The sequence below is a fragment of the Acidobacteriota bacterium genome (assembly GCA_026393755.1).
Classification (GTDB): Bacteria; Acidobacteriota; Vicinamibacteria; order Vicinamibacterales; family JAKQTR01; genus JBAXOX01.
Window position 1 is genome coordinate 37481 of the sequence record JAPKZO010000010.1, and the last position, 15013, is coordinate 52493.

At 64.7% G+C, this 15013-nt stretch carries 11 protein-coding genes; 10 read left to right on the forward strand and 1 reads right to left on the reverse strand.

Features of this window, described 5'->3' with window-relative positions:
• Nucleotides 1–54 precede the first annotated feature (54 nt).
• The 8 genes from NTV05_04670 (at nucleotide 55) to NTV05_04705 (ending at nucleotide 11033) form a co-directional block, all read left to right on the forward strand.
• Entirely contained in the window at nucleotides 55–1566 is a 1512-nt protein-coding gene (locus NTV05_04670) for a Do family serine endopeptidase (GenBank protein MCX6543691.1), read from the forward strand.
• 21 nt (nucleotides 1567–1587) lie between these two features.
• A complete protein-coding gene (locus NTV05_04675; GenBank protein ID MCX6543692.1) occupies nucleotides 1588–2778 on the forward strand; it encodes an SAM-dependent methyltransferase in 1191 nt (396 codons plus the stop codon).
• A 21-nt stretch (nucleotides 2779–2799) separates the two neighbouring features.
• The gene (gene cyaB, locus NTV05_04680; GenBank protein ID MCX6543693.1) at nucleotides 2800–3357 is read left to right on the forward strand and encodes a class IV adenylate cyclase; all 558 of its coding nucleotides are present in this window, start codon (nucleotides 2800–2802) and stop codon (nucleotides 3355–3357) included.
• On the forward strand, nucleotides 3357–4370 hold the full coding sequence (locus NTV05_04685) for an NDP-sugar synthase (GenBank protein MCX6543694.1): 1014 nt from the start codon (nucleotides 3357–3359) through the stop codon (nucleotides 4368–4370). The genes cyaB and NTV05_04685 overlap by 1 nt, the downstream gene beginning before the upstream one ends.
• Before the next feature lie 127 nt (nucleotides 4371–4497).
• Nucleotides 4498–5532, forward strand: a complete 1035-nt coding sequence (locus NTV05_04690; GenBank protein ID MCX6543695.1) for a phosphotransferase — start codon at nucleotides 4498–4500, stop codon at nucleotides 5530–5532.
• Nucleotides 5533–5850: 318 nt separating this feature from the next.
• Nucleotides 5851–9006, forward strand: coding sequence for a PAS domain S-box protein (locus NTV05_04695; protein ID MCX6543696.1), 3156 nt, complete (start codon nucleotides 5851–5853; stop codon nucleotides 9004–9006).
• 21 nt (nucleotides 9007–9027) lie between these two features.
• Nucleotides 9028–9486 carry a response regulator gene (locus NTV05_04700; GenBank protein ID MCX6543697.1) on the forward strand — a complete coding sequence of 153 codons (459 nt, stop codon included), beginning with the start codon at nucleotides 9028–9030 and terminating at the stop codon, nucleotides 9484–9486.
• Nucleotides 9483–11033 carry a response regulator gene (locus tag NTV05_04705; GenBank protein ID MCX6543698.1) on the forward strand — a complete coding sequence of 517 codons (1551 nt, stop codon included), beginning with the start codon at nucleotides 9483–9485 and terminating at the stop codon, nucleotides 11031–11033. Before NTV05_04700 ends, NTV05_04705 begins: the two co-directional genes overlap by 4 nt.
• 49 nt (nucleotides 11034–11082) lie before the next feature.
• On the opposite strand, the gene NTV05_04710 is transcribed toward NTV05_04705, so the two are convergent.
• Complete coding sequence (locus NTV05_04710) at nucleotides 11083–11961, reverse strand: hypothetical protein (GenBank protein ID MCX6543699.1); 879 nt, start codon at nucleotides 11959–11961, stop codon at nucleotides 11083–11085.
• Nucleotides 11962–12156: 195 nt separating this feature from the next.
• Here NTV05_04710 and asnS point away from each other — a divergent pair, with 195 nt between their 5' ends.
• Together asnS and rimO are read left to right on the forward strand one after the other, a co-directional pair.
• A complete protein-coding gene (gene asnS, locus NTV05_04715; protein MCX6543700.1) occupies nucleotides 12157–13464 on the forward strand; it encodes an asparagine--tRNA ligase in 1308 nt (435 codons plus the stop codon).
• The gene (gene rimO, locus NTV05_04720; GenBank protein ID MCX6543701.1) at nucleotides 13461–14909 is read left to right on the forward strand and encodes a 30S ribosomal protein S12 methylthiotransferase RimO; all 1449 of its coding nucleotides are present in this window, start codon (nucleotides 13461–13463) and stop codon (nucleotides 14907–14909) included. Before asnS ends, rimO begins: the two co-directional genes overlap by 4 nt.
• Nucleotides 14910–15013 lie beyond the last annotated feature (104 nt).

Genomic DNA, 15013 nt, shown 5'->3' on the forward strand with positions numbered 1-15013 from the left:
TCGGGCAGGGCAGAGGTCGGATCGCCGGGACCTGATCGATATTGGAGGGTTGGTATGTCCAGTCGCAAGACCACGTTCTTCTACACCGGACTCATCGCCGTCGCGTCGGTGGCAGTGGGAATGGTGGTTGCTTCGCGCCTTGATTTGTCGCCGCGCTCGGACGCCCAGACACTCGTGCCCCAGGTGGGCGCGAGCACGCCGACCGCGGGTCCGGTGGACGCGCAGACATTCCGGAATATTGCCAAGGCCGTGACACCCACCGTGGTCAATGTCCGGACCACGTCCAAGCGGGCGGCTCAGGATCTGACCGACCTGTTCGGCGGTAATGAGGATCAGCTCCGCCGGTTCTTTCCGCAGCCGCGCAACCGTCAGCCGCGTGAGGAAGTGACGCAGGCCGCCGGCACGGGGTTCATCATCAGCAAGGACGGGTACATCCTCACCAACAATCACGTGGTTGAGGGCGCGACCAAGATCGAGGTCGGCCTGTACGGCGAGGAGGACCAGGTCTACCAGGCCAAGGTCATCGGGCACGATCAGCTGACCGACTCGGCGCTCATTCAGTTGACCGACAAGGTCGGCCATCCGCTGCCTGAGGCCAGGCTTGGCGATTCCACCCAGATGCAGCCGGGCGACTGGGTGATGGCGATCGGCAACCCGTTCAACTTGAGCCACACGGTGAGCGTGGGCGTCATCAGCGCGCTCGGGCGACCGATGTCGGTTGCAGACGGCCGTTACGAGGACATGCTGCAGACCGATGCCGCCATCAATCCGGGCAATTCGGGAGGGCCGCTGCTCAATCTGCGCGGCGAAGTGATCGGCATCAACAGCGCGATCTACACCGACAGCGCGCGTGGCGCCAACATCGGGATCGGATTCGCCGTTCCGATCAACACGGTCAGGGACATCCTGCCTCAGCTCGAGAAGGGTAAGGTCGTGCGAGGCCGGATTGGCGTCACGGTGGCGGACCTGCAGCGGGGCGAATTGGCCGAGTTCGACCTGAAGGAGCGCAAGGGCGCGCTGGTGTCGGAGGTACTGGCGGGGCCGGCCGCCAAGGCCGGCATCGATCCGGGCGATCTGATCCTCGAGTTCAACGGAAAGCCGATCCCCAATCGCCAGGCGCTCATCAGTCTCGTGATGGCCACGAAACCCGGTGCCACGGTGCCGATGAAGGTACTGCGAGACAAGGTCGAGAAGAGCATGTCGGTCACCGTCGAGGAACTGGACCTCGACGCCGAGGCAAACCGTACTGCCACTGCGACAGCGAGCGACGCGGAAGTTGGCAGCGGCTTCGGCATCACGCTCGGCCCGCTCGGCGCGAATGCGGCGCGCCAACTTCAGGTGCCGCCCGGCACACAGGGCGTGCTCGTGACCGATGTCGATCCGACCAGCAACGCGGCGCGCAAGGGAATTCGCCCCGGGGATGTGATCCTGAGGATCAACCGGAACCCGGTCACCACCGTCGCGGAGGCCAGCAAGGCGATGGCGGCGGTGCGGGCGGGCGGCGCGGTTCAGCTCCTGCTCTTCAGCCAGGGGTCACAGCGATTCGTGGTCATCACGAAGGAATAGCCTCAGCTGACGGCTACGGTGATGGAGCCAGACTGCCGCGCGTTGCTGGTTGATCGCATCCGGCACGCGGGCCCGATCACGGTGGCCGAGTTTATGGAAGTGGCGCTCTATGCGCCGGGCGCCGGCTACTACGCCCGCGCGGTCCAACGATCGGGCCGCGCGGGCGATTTTGTCACCAGCGTCGACGTGGGTCCCCTTTTCGGCGAGTTGCTGGCGCTCCAGATCGCCGACTTCTCGCACCGCCTGCAAGCCGGCAGCAGCGCCCGACTCGAACACGTCCACGTTGTAGAAGCAGGCGCCGGAAACGGGCGACTGGCTCGGGACGTCCTCGACGCGCTTCGGCGACGGGAGCCCGCACTCTACGACACAATTCGCCTTCACCTGGTCGAACGAAGTGAGGCCGCCCGCGCCGCGCAGCTCGGCACGCTTGGCCCGCACGCATCGAGGATGGCCTCGTCGTCGCGAGACCTGCCAGACGTCGATGCCGGCGTACTGGTCGCCAACGAGTTGCTCGACGCATTTCCCGTGCATCTGGTCGTGATGACGCCTGCCGGATTGGGCGAGATCTATGTCGACGCCGATGGCGATTCGCTGGTGGAACGTCTGGGACCGCCCTCGACGGAACGGCTGGCCCAGTACTTCGAGGATCTCGGCATCGCCTTGCACGCCGGCGCCGCCGTCGACGTCAATCTCGCCGCGATCGACTGGATTCGCGACGTCTCACGCCATCTGGCACGTGGCTTCGTGATCCTCATCGACTACGGCTACGAGGCCCAGACGATGTACGCCGGCCCGAACGCCGTCGGGACCTTGACCGCATTCTCGCGTCACATGGCCGATCCGCCGGCGGCGCCGGACCATCGGATGACGTCGCCGGCGTCAGTCCATCACGCCGCGCCGTCATGGCTCGTGGCGCCTGGCACGCGCGATCTGACGACGCACGTCGATTTCACGACGCTTCGGCGCGAAGCGGCCCGGGTTGGCCTCGCGACGCTGTCGCTTTCCAGTCAGTCTCGATTCCTGCTCAATCTGGTGGAGCGCGGCGGACTGATTGGTGACTTGGAGCGCCCGGATCGGCTGCGCGATCGCCTCGCGCTCAAGTCGCTTCTCGTACCCGGGGCCTTGGGCAGCAGCCACAGCGTGCTCGTGCTCGGCAAGTCCGGCGAGGGAGGCGTCCTCCCGCCAGCGGCCGGCATTGTCACCGCGCACTGAAACCGCGTACATTGATCAGGCATGCTCGAACGGGAAGTGAAACTCCGATTCGATACCCCCGCCGAGGCCCGCGCCGCCGTTGTCGCCGCCGGAGCCACGCCGATCCATGCCCGGCGGCTGCAGCAGGACAGCCTGTTGGACACCGATGCCGAATCGCTTCGGCGCGAGCGGAACATGCTCCGCATCCGGCGAGACGGGCCGGCCAGCATCCTGACGTTCAAGGGACCGGTTCAGCCGGGGCCGATGAAGTTGCGCGAGGAGCTCGAAACGGCCGTGGCCGACGGCGACAGGCTTCGAGAGATTCTCGATCGTCTAGGCTTGCGCGCCTGGTTCCACTACGAGAAGTACCGCGAGGAGTTCACGGCCGATGGCGTCATCATCGCCGTCGACGAAACGCCCGTGGGCACGTTCGTCGAAATCGAGGGTACCTCCGATGGCATCACGCGGATGGCCGCCGCGATGGGCAAGGGCACGAGCGACTACATTCTCGATTCGTACTACCGGCTCTTCATGAAGACGCGTGAGGCGCTCGGGTTCAAGGGCCAGGACATGGTCTTCGACGACCCGGGCCGTTCCTGATGACCGAGGCGAGCGGCGCGCGATCGGCGGGCGGCGCCACGTGGCCCTCGATGGTGCTGACAGCAGGAGTCGGTACCCGGCTGCGTCCGCTGTCCCTGCTCTGCGCCAAGCCGGCTCTACCGGTCGCCGGCGTGCCGCTCGTCGGCCGCATCCTCCGGTGGCTATCGGCGTCGGGTGTCCGCTCGACCGTCCTCAATCTGCATCATCTGCCGGCGACGATTACGGCCGCCGTCGGAGACGGCACCGGGTTTGGGGTTCAGGTGCGCTACTCATGGGAACGCCGTCTCCTCGGAAGTGCGGGCGGCCCGGCGCGCGCCCTGCCGCTGTTGGCGGCCGACCAGTTCTATGTCGTCAACGGCGACACGTTGACAGACGTCAACCTCGCCGAGCTCGCTGCCGACCACGAGCAGTCGAGCGCCCAGGTGACGCTGGCGCTGGTTGCCAATCCGGACCCGCTTCATTACGGCGGCGTCACGGTTGACGGGACTGGACGAGTCACCGGGTTCACGCCACCCGGGTCGGCCAACACGGGTCTTCATTTCGTCGGCGTGCAGGCCGTGAACGCGAATGTGTTCGTCCCGCTCAAGAAGGACGTTCCGGCCGAGACGATCACCGGCATCTACCGAGAGATGATGGCTCGACGGCCGGGCTGTGTGCGCGCGTTTGTCAGCGAGGCGTCTTTTCGCGACATCGGTACCGCGGCAGACTATCTCGATACGTGTCTCGACATCGCGCGGATCGAGGGCGCGGGCGACCGCCTGTTCGGGAGCGGCGTGGCCGTCGCTGACGACGCCCGCATCGCCAACTGCGTCCTGTGGGATGATGTGCGGGTGGGACGGGGCGCGCTGCTCGATTGGTCGGTCGTGGCGGGTGGCGTCTCGATCCCGGACGGCGCGCGCTACCGGCGATCGGTCATCCGGCCTTCGGATGGCCGCCCGACAGAACCCGGTGAGCGCGTGGTCGGAGATCTGCTGGTGTCGCCGATTGACGGATTCGGTCGGCGGGCGCGATGAATCGCGCCCCTACGAACTCCCGTTGGTGTGATACCCCTGGGATCGCCGGGCTCCAGCCCGGCACGCGGTCCTGGCGGCGTGACGCCGTTGGGACCCGAAGAACAATCACTCCGGAGTGTTTGTGACCATGGCGACGCTCAAGGGTGCCCCGGATGTCCCGCTGCCCGACCCGATCAACGCCTACCTCGCTCGCGCCGGCCTGACCGAGGCGGGCGCCCGGGTGCTGCTGCTGACCGGCGACGCGTCGGACCGGCGGTACTTCCGGGTGATTCTGCGGGACGGCCAGACGTTCGTGCTGGCGCTGAACGCGACGCCCTTCAGTTACGATGCCCTTCCCTTCGTCAACGTCGCATCGCTGCTCGGCCAGGTCCCCGTTCCGATCCCGGGCATTCTCGGGCACGCCGAGGATCTCGGCATCCTCGTCCAGCAGGACCTGGGCGACGTCACGCTTCAGGCCCACGTGGGCGCGGCGGCCGAGGCGGCCCACGCGGCGCTCTACCGCCAGGCCATTCAGTTCATCGCGGCCATCCAGCAGCGGGGCCAGGAACTGGCATCCGACCGGTACATTCCGTACTCGGTCGCCTTTGACGTCGACAAGCTGATGTGGGAGTTCGACTTCTTCGTCAAGCACTTCGTCGTCGGATACCGCGGCGCGACGATCACGCCTGCCGCCCGTGACGCGATCAGCACCGAGTGCCGCGACATGGCGCAGGAACTCGCCGGAGAGGCGCGCGTGCTCTGCCACCGCGACTATCACAGCCGCAATCTGATGCTCCGCGGAGACCAGCTCTTCATCATCGACTTCCAGGACGCCAGGATGGGCCCTGACACCTACGACCTGGTGTCCCTGTTGCGCGATTCGTACGTGGACATCGGCGAGGAAGACGTCCAGCAGTTCATCGCGTACTTCCTCGCATTGAAGGGTTGCCCGGCGTCGCAGACCGATCTCGATGAATTCAGGCGACGATTCGACCTGATGGCGCTGCAGCGCAATCTGAAGGCGCTCGGCACGTTCGGCTACCAAACCGCGACGCGCCGGAACCCCGTGTACATCCAGTACATGCCGCGCACGCTTCGCCACGCGCGCACCAATATTTGCAGATACGCCAGATTCGCGCGTCTGCGCGAACTGCTGGCCCCTCACATCGAGGAGTTGCGTTAGCCCGCCTGCGAGGTTCACACGGAGTCACGGTGGGCCGTTCCCCTCGACAGGGTCTGGCGGGGGGTGTATATTGCCGCCGATCTGCGGTCCTGTTGCGAGCCATCGAGCGCACCAGGCCCAGACCATCATCTTCGTCCTGACGAATTGCCCTTGCCCCCCCCAGTTACGAGCGAATCGCCAGGGCCGCCGGCGCGCGGGAGTTCCTTAACAAGGCGAAGGAGTTTGGCAGGTTGGCGGGCTTGATCCGGTCGTTCGAATTGGCGCCGCCTCGGAAGATGTCACAGGACAGTCGTGGGACTCAGTTCAACGGGTCGGACTATGCCGACTGAACCCAAGAACTCTCCATCGGTGTCATCGGAGTTCGTGGCGCGGCTCGCGGGCGTGGTGGCGTTTGTTGTCGGCGGACTGGTGCTCGTTGGCTGGACGCTGGATATCGCCACGCTGAAAAGCGTCGTGTCCGGCTCGGTTTCGGTGAAACCGAACACTGCCGTGGGCTTTGTCCTGATTGGTGTGGCGCTACTGCTATCCACGCTCCCGCGATCACCCATCACCCGGCAACCATCCACGATCTTCACGCGCCTCGCCCGACTCTGCGCGCTGCTGGCCGGCCTGATCGGTGTGCTGACCCTGGCCGAATACGCCACTGACCTCAGCTTCGGCGTGGATCAATGGCTCTTCCACGAGACGGCCGAGACGGTGGGCACGTCGCAACCGGGCCGCATGTCACCCGAAGGGGCGCTATGCTTCGGGCTGCTGGCGGCAGCGATGTGGTTGGCCACTGCCTCCCGCAAACCACGCTGGACGCTGGTGGTGTCCGCGATGCTCGGTGTGGTGGTCGTGAGCATCGCGCTGTCGGCGTGTCTTTCGTATTCCGCGCTGAATCCCGGCGCCTATGGCTGGTGGAGCTTCACCATCATGGCGATGCCCGCTGCGGTCGTCTTCGCGGTGGTGGGGACGGTCGTCGTCTGGATCGCCTGGCAGGGTACGTGTTCGAGATGGTCACTGACGGGCAAGGCCACCGCCGCGTTCCTCTCTGGCGTGATGCTGTTCCTGATTATCGGCCTCAACACCAACCGGAATCTGATTCGGATGGGCGAATCAAACGTGTGGGTCTCGCACACGGAACAGGTGCTGTATACGGTCTCGCGCATCCAGGCCGAGATAGCCCAAGCCCAGGCCAGCGCCCGCGGCTATGTCATTACCAACGATGAACGGTACGCCACATCGTATGTTGCGACCGCCATCTCCTGCCGCGAAGGACTGGCGGGCCTGCGCCGCCTGACCGCCGACAACTCCGACCAGCAGGAGCGGACTGCCCGGCTTGAAGCACAGGTGACCGAAGCGCTCCAGTGGTGGCAGCAGACCATTGAGATCAGCCGCACGCGCAACGCCGCCGCCGTTCAACGCGTGGCATCCAGCGAGGGCCAGAGCTTGAAGGACAACGTCGACGCAACGATCGCGCAAGCGAACAGGGAAGAGCGCCGGTTGCTCCGGCAGCGCGAGCGGGAATCGGCCGACGCGACCCGGCTCTTGGTACTGGTCTTCTCCATCGGCACAGTCGCCAGCCTGATGATTCTTCTGACGGCGCTGGCGGGCCTCAACAGCGCCGTGACCGAGCGCATACGGACCGATGAGACACTGCGGCAGACCAGTGAGTACCTGGAGAACCTCTTCAACTACGCGAATGCGCCGATCATCGTCTGGGACCCGCAATTCATGATCACGCGCTTCAACCACGCCTGTGAGGCAATGACGGGAAGAGACAGCGCCGAGGTCATCGGTAAGTCGCTGGAGATTCTCTTCCCACCCGCTCTGGTGGAAGCCTCGATGGATCTCATCAGAAAGACGCTGACGGGCGAACGGTGGGAGACGGTCGAAATCCCCATCCTGCATCGCGACGGGTCAGTCCGGATCGCACTATGGAACTCTGCCACTCTGGTTGGCTCCGACGGCAAGACGCCCATCGCCACCATCGCGCAAGGCCAGGACATCACCAAACGCAAGAACGCAGAGGACACCCTGCGCGCAAGCGAGGCGCGTTATCGGTCGTACGTTGACGTGACAGGTCAACTCGCATGGGTGACCAGTCCTGCCGGAGAGATTGTGGAGGATGTGCCGTCGTTGAGGAGGTTTAGCGGTCAGACCTATGAAGAGGCCCAGGGTTCAGGCTGGGCGACGACCATTCATCCGGATGACCTTGAACGCACACTGCAGGTGTGGAACAACGCTGTGACCACAAGAAGCAACTATGAGATCGAATACCGCATGCGGAGGCATGACGGAGTCTATCGGCACCTTCTGGCCCGTGGTTTCCCTGTGTTTGGAGAAGACGGAAGTACTCGGGAATGGGTCGGTACATGTATTGACATCACCGAACGGAAGAATGCGGAGGGGGCGTTGCGCGAGAGCGAGAAGCGTCTCCGCGAATTGACGGAGTCGTTGCCTCAACTGGTCTGGACGTGCCGTGCTGACGGTCCGTGCGATTACCTCAGCCCTCAGTGGACGGCATATACCGGGATACCCGAGCAAGACCAATTGGGATCTGGCTGGCTCGAGCAGTTGCACCCGGAAGACCGCGCGCTCACGATCGCTCGCTGGAACGCCGCGGTCGGGGCTGGGTCGTATTTCGATCTCGAGTTCCGCATTCGGCGAAACGATGGCGTTTACCGGTGGTTCAAGACCCGCGCGCTGCCTCTTCGCGACAGCGAAGGACGAGTGGTCAGGTGGTTTGGCACAAACTACGACATTGACGATCAAAAGCGTGCCGAGGAGCAACTCCGGCGATCGCTGGCGGACCTGCGGCGCTCTAACCAGGAGTTGGAGCAGTTCGCCTATGTGGCTTCCCACGACTTGCAGGAGCCTCTCCGGATGGTCGCCGCCTTCACGCAGCTGTTGGCCGAAAAGTACAAGGGACAGCTCGACGACAAGGCGAATAAGTACATCGACTACGCCGTCGACGGCGCGGTGCGCATGCAGCGGCTCATCAACGACCTGCTGACCTACTCACGCATCAGCACGAAGGGGAACCCGCCGGAGGCCACCGACTCGCACGCGGTTCTCGGGGAGGCCCTGCGGAACCTGCAGGCCGCCATCCAGGAAAGCCGGGCGATGGTCACCAATAATGATCTGCCCGTCGTTCGGGCCGACGCGACCCAACTTGCGCAGCTGTTCCAGAACCTCATTGGTAATGCCATCAAGTTTCGAAGGGCGGACCCACCGCGGGTCCATGTGTCTGCCCGCGATGTGGGCCACGAATGGGAGTTCTCGGTCAACGACAATGGCATCGGCATCGACGCGCAGTACGCGGACCGGGTGTTCGTGATCTTTCAGCGTCTGCACACGCGGCCGGAGTACCCGGGCACAGGCATCGGTCTCGCCGTGTGCAAACGGATCGTGGAACGCCACGGCGGAAGGATCTGGTTCGAATCCGAGCCCGGGAAGGGCTCGACCTTCTATTTTACGGTTCCCCAATAGCGACTGACACGGGAGGTCACGATGTCATCATTGTCGCCAGGTAGGCCAATCGAGATTCTGTTGATCGAGGACAATCCCGGGGACGTGGATCTGACCCGTGAGGGCTTGGCGGGGTTCAAAGTCCTCAACACACTGCACGTGGCCGCAGATGGTATCGAGGCCATGGATTTCCTGCGCCGGACGGGACAATACGCAGACGTCCCGCGCCCCGACTTGATCCTGCTGGACCTGAACCTGCCCAGGAAGAACGGGCGTGAGGTCCTGGCGGAGGTCAAGTCGGACGACGAACTGCGACGCATCCCGATTGTGATCCTGACTACGTCGAAGGAGGAGGAGGACATTCTCAGAAGCTACAACCTCCACGCCAACTGCTACATTACCAAGCCGATCGATCTGACCCAGTTCATCAATGTCGTGCATTCAATCGAGGACTTCTGGCTGACCGTCGTGAAACTGCCGCCGAACGGGGCCGGGCAATGAAGCAGACCCTTTCGCTGCTGCTCGTCGAGGACAATCCGGCCGACGTGGATATGATTCGGGATCTGCTGTCCGAGCCCGGCCCGACTCACTTCGAGCTGGAGGTGATCGACCGGCTGGCCGGGGCGATCGAGCGAACGCAACGCGGAGACATCAACCTGGTGCTCCTGGATCTCGGACTGCCTGACTCCAATGGACTCGAGACCTTTGTCTCCTTCCACCGTGCGGCGCCCGAAGTCGCGACGATCGTGCTCACGGGCAACAACGACCAGGACGTGGCGGTCGCGGCGGTTGCGGCGGGCGCGCAGGATTTCTTCGTCAAGGGCGAGGTTCGCGGGAATCTGCTCGTGCGCGCGGCACGTTACGCGGTGGAGCGCAAACAGGCGGAAGAGTCGCGCAAGAAACTCCAGGCGCAGTTGCTCCAGGCCCAGAAAATGGAGAGTGTTGGACGGCTCGCCGGGGGAATCGCCCACGACTTCAACAACCTGCTCACCGTCATCAACGGCACGGCCGCGCTCGCCTCAATGGGTTTGGCGGGCGACGATCCGCTGCGGCTGGACCTGCAGGAAATCGGTCGAGCCGGCGAACGGGCCGCGGCGCTGACCCGGCAACTGCTGGCCTTCAGCCACATGCAGGTGATGCAGCCAATAGTGATGAACCTGGGCGCCGCCGTCGCGGACCTGCGCAGGATGCTCCAACGTCTGATCGGTGAAGACGTCGATCTCATTCTGAAGCCGGGGCCTGGGATGGGCTGTGTCCGGGCGGATCCCGGGCAGATCGAGCAGGTGATCATGAACCTGGTCGTCAATGCCCGGGCTGCCATGCCCACCGGCGGCTCGCTGACGATTGAGACGCGGAGCGTTGACCTTGACGAAGCCTTCGCGGCGAACCATCCGCCGATCCAACCGGGACCGCACGTACTGTTGGCGGTCAGCGACACCGGCGTTGGAATGGACGAGGCAACGCGCGACCGGATTTTCGAGCCGTTCTTCACGACCAAGCCGCTGGGCCAGGGCACGGGGCTCGGCCTGGCCACGGTGCGCGGCATCGTCACACAGAGCCGCGGCAGCATCTGGGTGGACACCGAACTCGGCAGGGGAACACGTTTCGAGATCTATCTGCCGCGGATCGACGAGGCGCCATCCGTGGTTCGCCCGGCGCGAACGCGCGTCGTCGCTGGAGGCACGGAGACCATCCTGATCGTCGAGGACGATCTGGCGCTTCGCCATCTGGCCACGCGCATGATTCAGGCGGCCGGGTACACGGTGCTGACAGCGAGTAACGGCGAGGAAGCCCTGCTGCGGATGGAGCGTCACCGTGAACCCGTGCATCTGATGCTGACTGACATGGTAATGCCGGGAATTCACGGCTCGGAACTCGCAACGCGCCTGGCTGAGACGCGTCCCGAGATCAAGGTCCTCTATATGTCCGGGTACACCGACGACGCCGTCGCGCGCCATGGTGCGCTCGGCAGTGCCATCCACTTCATCGCCAAGCCGTTCACGGCCGGGAATCTGACACTCAAGATGCGGGAAATGCTTGACGGATAGGGCACGCGACCTCCGGCCTTGTCCGGGCGGGCCAGTATGGCTGCCGCCCCTACTTCGGCACGGCCAGGTCGATTGGCGTGAGGCGCGGGTTCGAATAGGTCGCGCGACAATCGAAGGACATGCGGGAGTTGAAACCTCCCGCGCCCATATTCTGGAGGCCTGCGGTGCGTTCAGTCATCTCGTAGGTGTCGCTCATCGACGCGGGCAGCCAGAGATCGAGCGCGGGATTGAAAGCGTAGGTCACCGCGATGCGCGCGGATTCGGACGGCGACTGCAGGGACAGTTCAGTCTGGTGAATCCTGCCCGTCAACGGGTCAATCCAGAGACGGCCGGACGCCTCGGCGTTCCCAGGCGTCTTGATGATGTACGACGGGTTCTTCGTCTTGGGCTCCTGGAACCGCAGGCCGACGACCTCCACGCCGTCCAGTCGCTTCCGGCCATCAATCTTGTAGCTCACGCGTGACTGGTTCTCGGGGGCAATAAGCTGCAGTGCGAGTGTCGGTTCATTCGCGCTGAGGATGAGTTCCGCCTGAAGGTGGCGGAAAGACTCGGCGGCGTACGCCTGGGCCTGCCCCCACGCGGCGGAGGTCGGCTTGGCCAGCAGCGCTGTGATACGTGGCTCCCTCTTGCGCAACGGGTTGCTGTCGATCGCGAATGCGTCTCTCAGCGCGATGACCTTGCCAGCCAGGTTAAGGAGAACGACATCTGAGGTGATCCGGCGCGTGTTCGCCAGCCGGCCGCCCGGCACCTCGAGCATCGTGTACTCTTCTTCGAGGGACACCCCCGAGATCCGCGGTGCGTACGCGGCAAGGTACTCGGCGGCGGCGCGGACGACGTCGGCAGACGCCGAGCCTTTCTGCGCGGCGACTGGCGGGCCCAGTACCGCGATACCGACGAGCAGCGTGGCGGCGGAACGGACGATCGTCATTGAGCACCTCACATCGCATCGAAACCGGCGATCTCAGGCGGGCCTGATTCTACCTCACCTGCCGCCTGAGACGGTGGGAGGCGGACGCCTGGTGAGTTCGGCGGCTGCGCACGCGTCAGCCGCGACGCCTGAGGCGTAACGGCAGCCCGCTCGAATCCGCTACAATTAGGAATTCACGCTCGTGGGGAGTTTGTCATGAAGCACGAAGGCACCGTTGCGTACATCGAGGACATCGCCCGGCACGACGGGCAGCAGGTCGTCATCCGCGGCTGGCTGCACAACCGCCGCTCGAGCGGCAAGATCCACTTCCTCACGATCCGCGACGGGAGCGGCTTCATCCAGGGCGTGATGTCGAAGGCGTCGGTCGACGAGGCGACGTTCCTGGCTGCCGATCACCTGACCCAGGAGACCTCGCTGATCGTCTCGGGCACGGTTCGAGCCGACAGGCGCGCGCCAGGCGGCTATGAACTCGACGTGTCGTCGCTGGAGATTGTCGGCGCCTCGGTCGACTATCCCATCACGCCGAAAGAGCATGGCGTCGACTTCCTGCTGGACCGGCGCCATCTGTGGATCCGCGCCGAGCGGCAACACGCGATCCTGCGTGTGCGCGCGGAGGTGATTGCGGCGGTGCGGAGCTTCTTCGACGACCGTGGATTCATTCTGGCCGACACGCCGATTTTTACGCCGGCGGCCTGCGAGGGGACGACGACGCTCTTTCCGGTCCAGTACTTCGACGATGTCACGGCGTATCTGACGCAAAGCGGACAGCTCTACAACGAAGCCAACGCCATGGCGCTCGGCCGCGTGTACTGTTTCGGCCCCACGTTCCGCGCCGAGAAATCCAAGACCCGCCGGCACCTCACAGAGTTCTGGATGGTCGAGCCCGAGGTGGCCTTCGCCACGCTCGACGACGTCATCGAACTGGCCGAAGACCTCGTCGTCTACGTGGTGGGCCGGGTGCTGGATCGCCGGCGACTCGAGTTGACGAAGCTCGAGCGCGACATCTCGAAACTGGAGCGGGTCGGCAAGCCGTTCCCGCGTATTAGTTATGACGAAGCGGTCAAGATGCTGAACGACAAAGGCCAGCCGTTCGAGTGGGGCGGCGATTTCGGAGCGCCAGACGAGACGATCCTGGCCAACAGTTTCGATCGGCCCGTGGCGGTGCATCGGTACCCCTCACAGGTGAAGGCGTTCTACATGGAGCCCGATCCGCAGCGGCCCGACGTCGCCCTCTGCGTGGACGTGCTCGCGCCGGAAGGGTACGGCGAGATCATTGGCGGGAGCCAGCGTGTCGCCGATTACGACCTGCTGCTCAAGCGCATCCACGATCACAAGCTGCCGCCCGAAGCGTTCGAGTGGTACCTCGATCTGCGCCGCTTCGGCACGGTGCCGCATGGCGGTTTCGGTATGGGCATCGAGCGGGTCGTCAGCTGGATCTGCGGGCTCGATCACCTGCGCGAAGCCATCCCGTACGCCCGGATGATCCATCGGCTGTACCCTTGAAAATTGGTTTCGTATCGCTCGGCTGTCCGAAGAACCTCGTCGACTCCGAGGTGATGATCGGCCTGCTCCAGCAGGCCGGGCACGAGGTCACGCCGAATGCCGAGAGCGCGGACGTGCTGGTGGTCAACACCTGCGCGTTTATCGACTCGGCCAAGCAGGAATCGGTCGATGCCATTCTGGAGATGGCCGAACTGAAGCGGACGGGCCGCTGTCGGCGGCTCGTCGTCACCGGGTGCCTGGCAGAACGCTACCGCGCCGATCTGCGGTCCCAGATCGGCGAAATCGATGCCGTGCTCGGCACGGGAGAAATCCCGGCAATCGTGGGGGCGATTTCCTCCACGGCGCCAGCGCGGCCGGCGGCGATGCCGGTCACGCTGTACCGCGGTGCCTCCACACGGAGTGGGCGCACGAGGGACTCGAGTCTGGGATCGCCACGCTCCAGCGTGGCTCTCGCCGGGGCCGGGCTGGAACCCGGCTGCCTCTATGACGCCGACACGCCCCGCACACTGGTGACGCCGCATCACTTCGCGTACGTGAAAGTGGCCGAAGGGTGCGATTACGCGTGCTCGTTCTGCATCATTCCGACGCTGCGCGGCGCGTACCGGAGCCGAACCGTCGAGTCGATCGTGACGGAGGCCCGCCTGCTCGCCGAACGCGGCGTGCGCGAACTCATCCTGATTTCGCAGGACACCACCTGCTTCGGCGTCGACCGCGGTGAGCGCGGTGCGCTCGCCACGCTCCTCCGCCAGTTGAATCAGGTGGAGGGCATCGAGTGGATTCGCCTCCTGTACCTCTATCCCACCACGATCCGTAACGATGTGCTCGACGCCATGGTGGATTGCGAAAAGATCTGCCGGTATGTCGACCTGCCGCTGCAGCACGCTTCCGCCGGCGTGCTGAAGCGCATGAAACGTCCGGGCACCGGCTCGTCGTACCGGCGGCTTCTCGACCGGATCCGGACCCGCGTGCCCGATGTCGCGCTCCGAACCACGCTGATCGTCGGCTTTCCTGGCGAGACCCGGGCCGATTTCAACGAACTGAAGGCGTTTGTCGCCGACGTCCAGTTCGATCATCTCGGGGTGTTCACCTACTCTCACGAGGAGGGGACGGCGGCCTTCGGGCTGAAAGACGACGTGCCGGCGAGCCTCAAAGCGAAGCGCCGAGACACGCTGATGTCCCTCCAGAAGCGGCTGGTCCAGAAGGCCCAGCGGCGCCGGATCGGCCAGCGGGTCAGGGTCATGGTGGATGGCCCGGCTCCCGAGCACGGGCTGGTCGTGCGGGGACGGCTGGCCAGCCAGGCCCCAGACATCGATTCGTGCGTCTACCTCACCGATATCGACCCCGACGACTACTGTCCCGGGCAGGTGATCGAGGGCGTCGTGGTCGGGGCGCGCCAGTACGACCTGGTGGCAGCCGTTTCGGAACCCATAGTAAGTGATCCCTGAGAAACAGCAGGCGGGGTCGACGCCGGTGCGCTGACGGGGCAGCTGGCCCGGGCGGCGCTATTGTCGCATTCGGAAGAAAGGGCTTGACTTTATGGGAGTCTGTG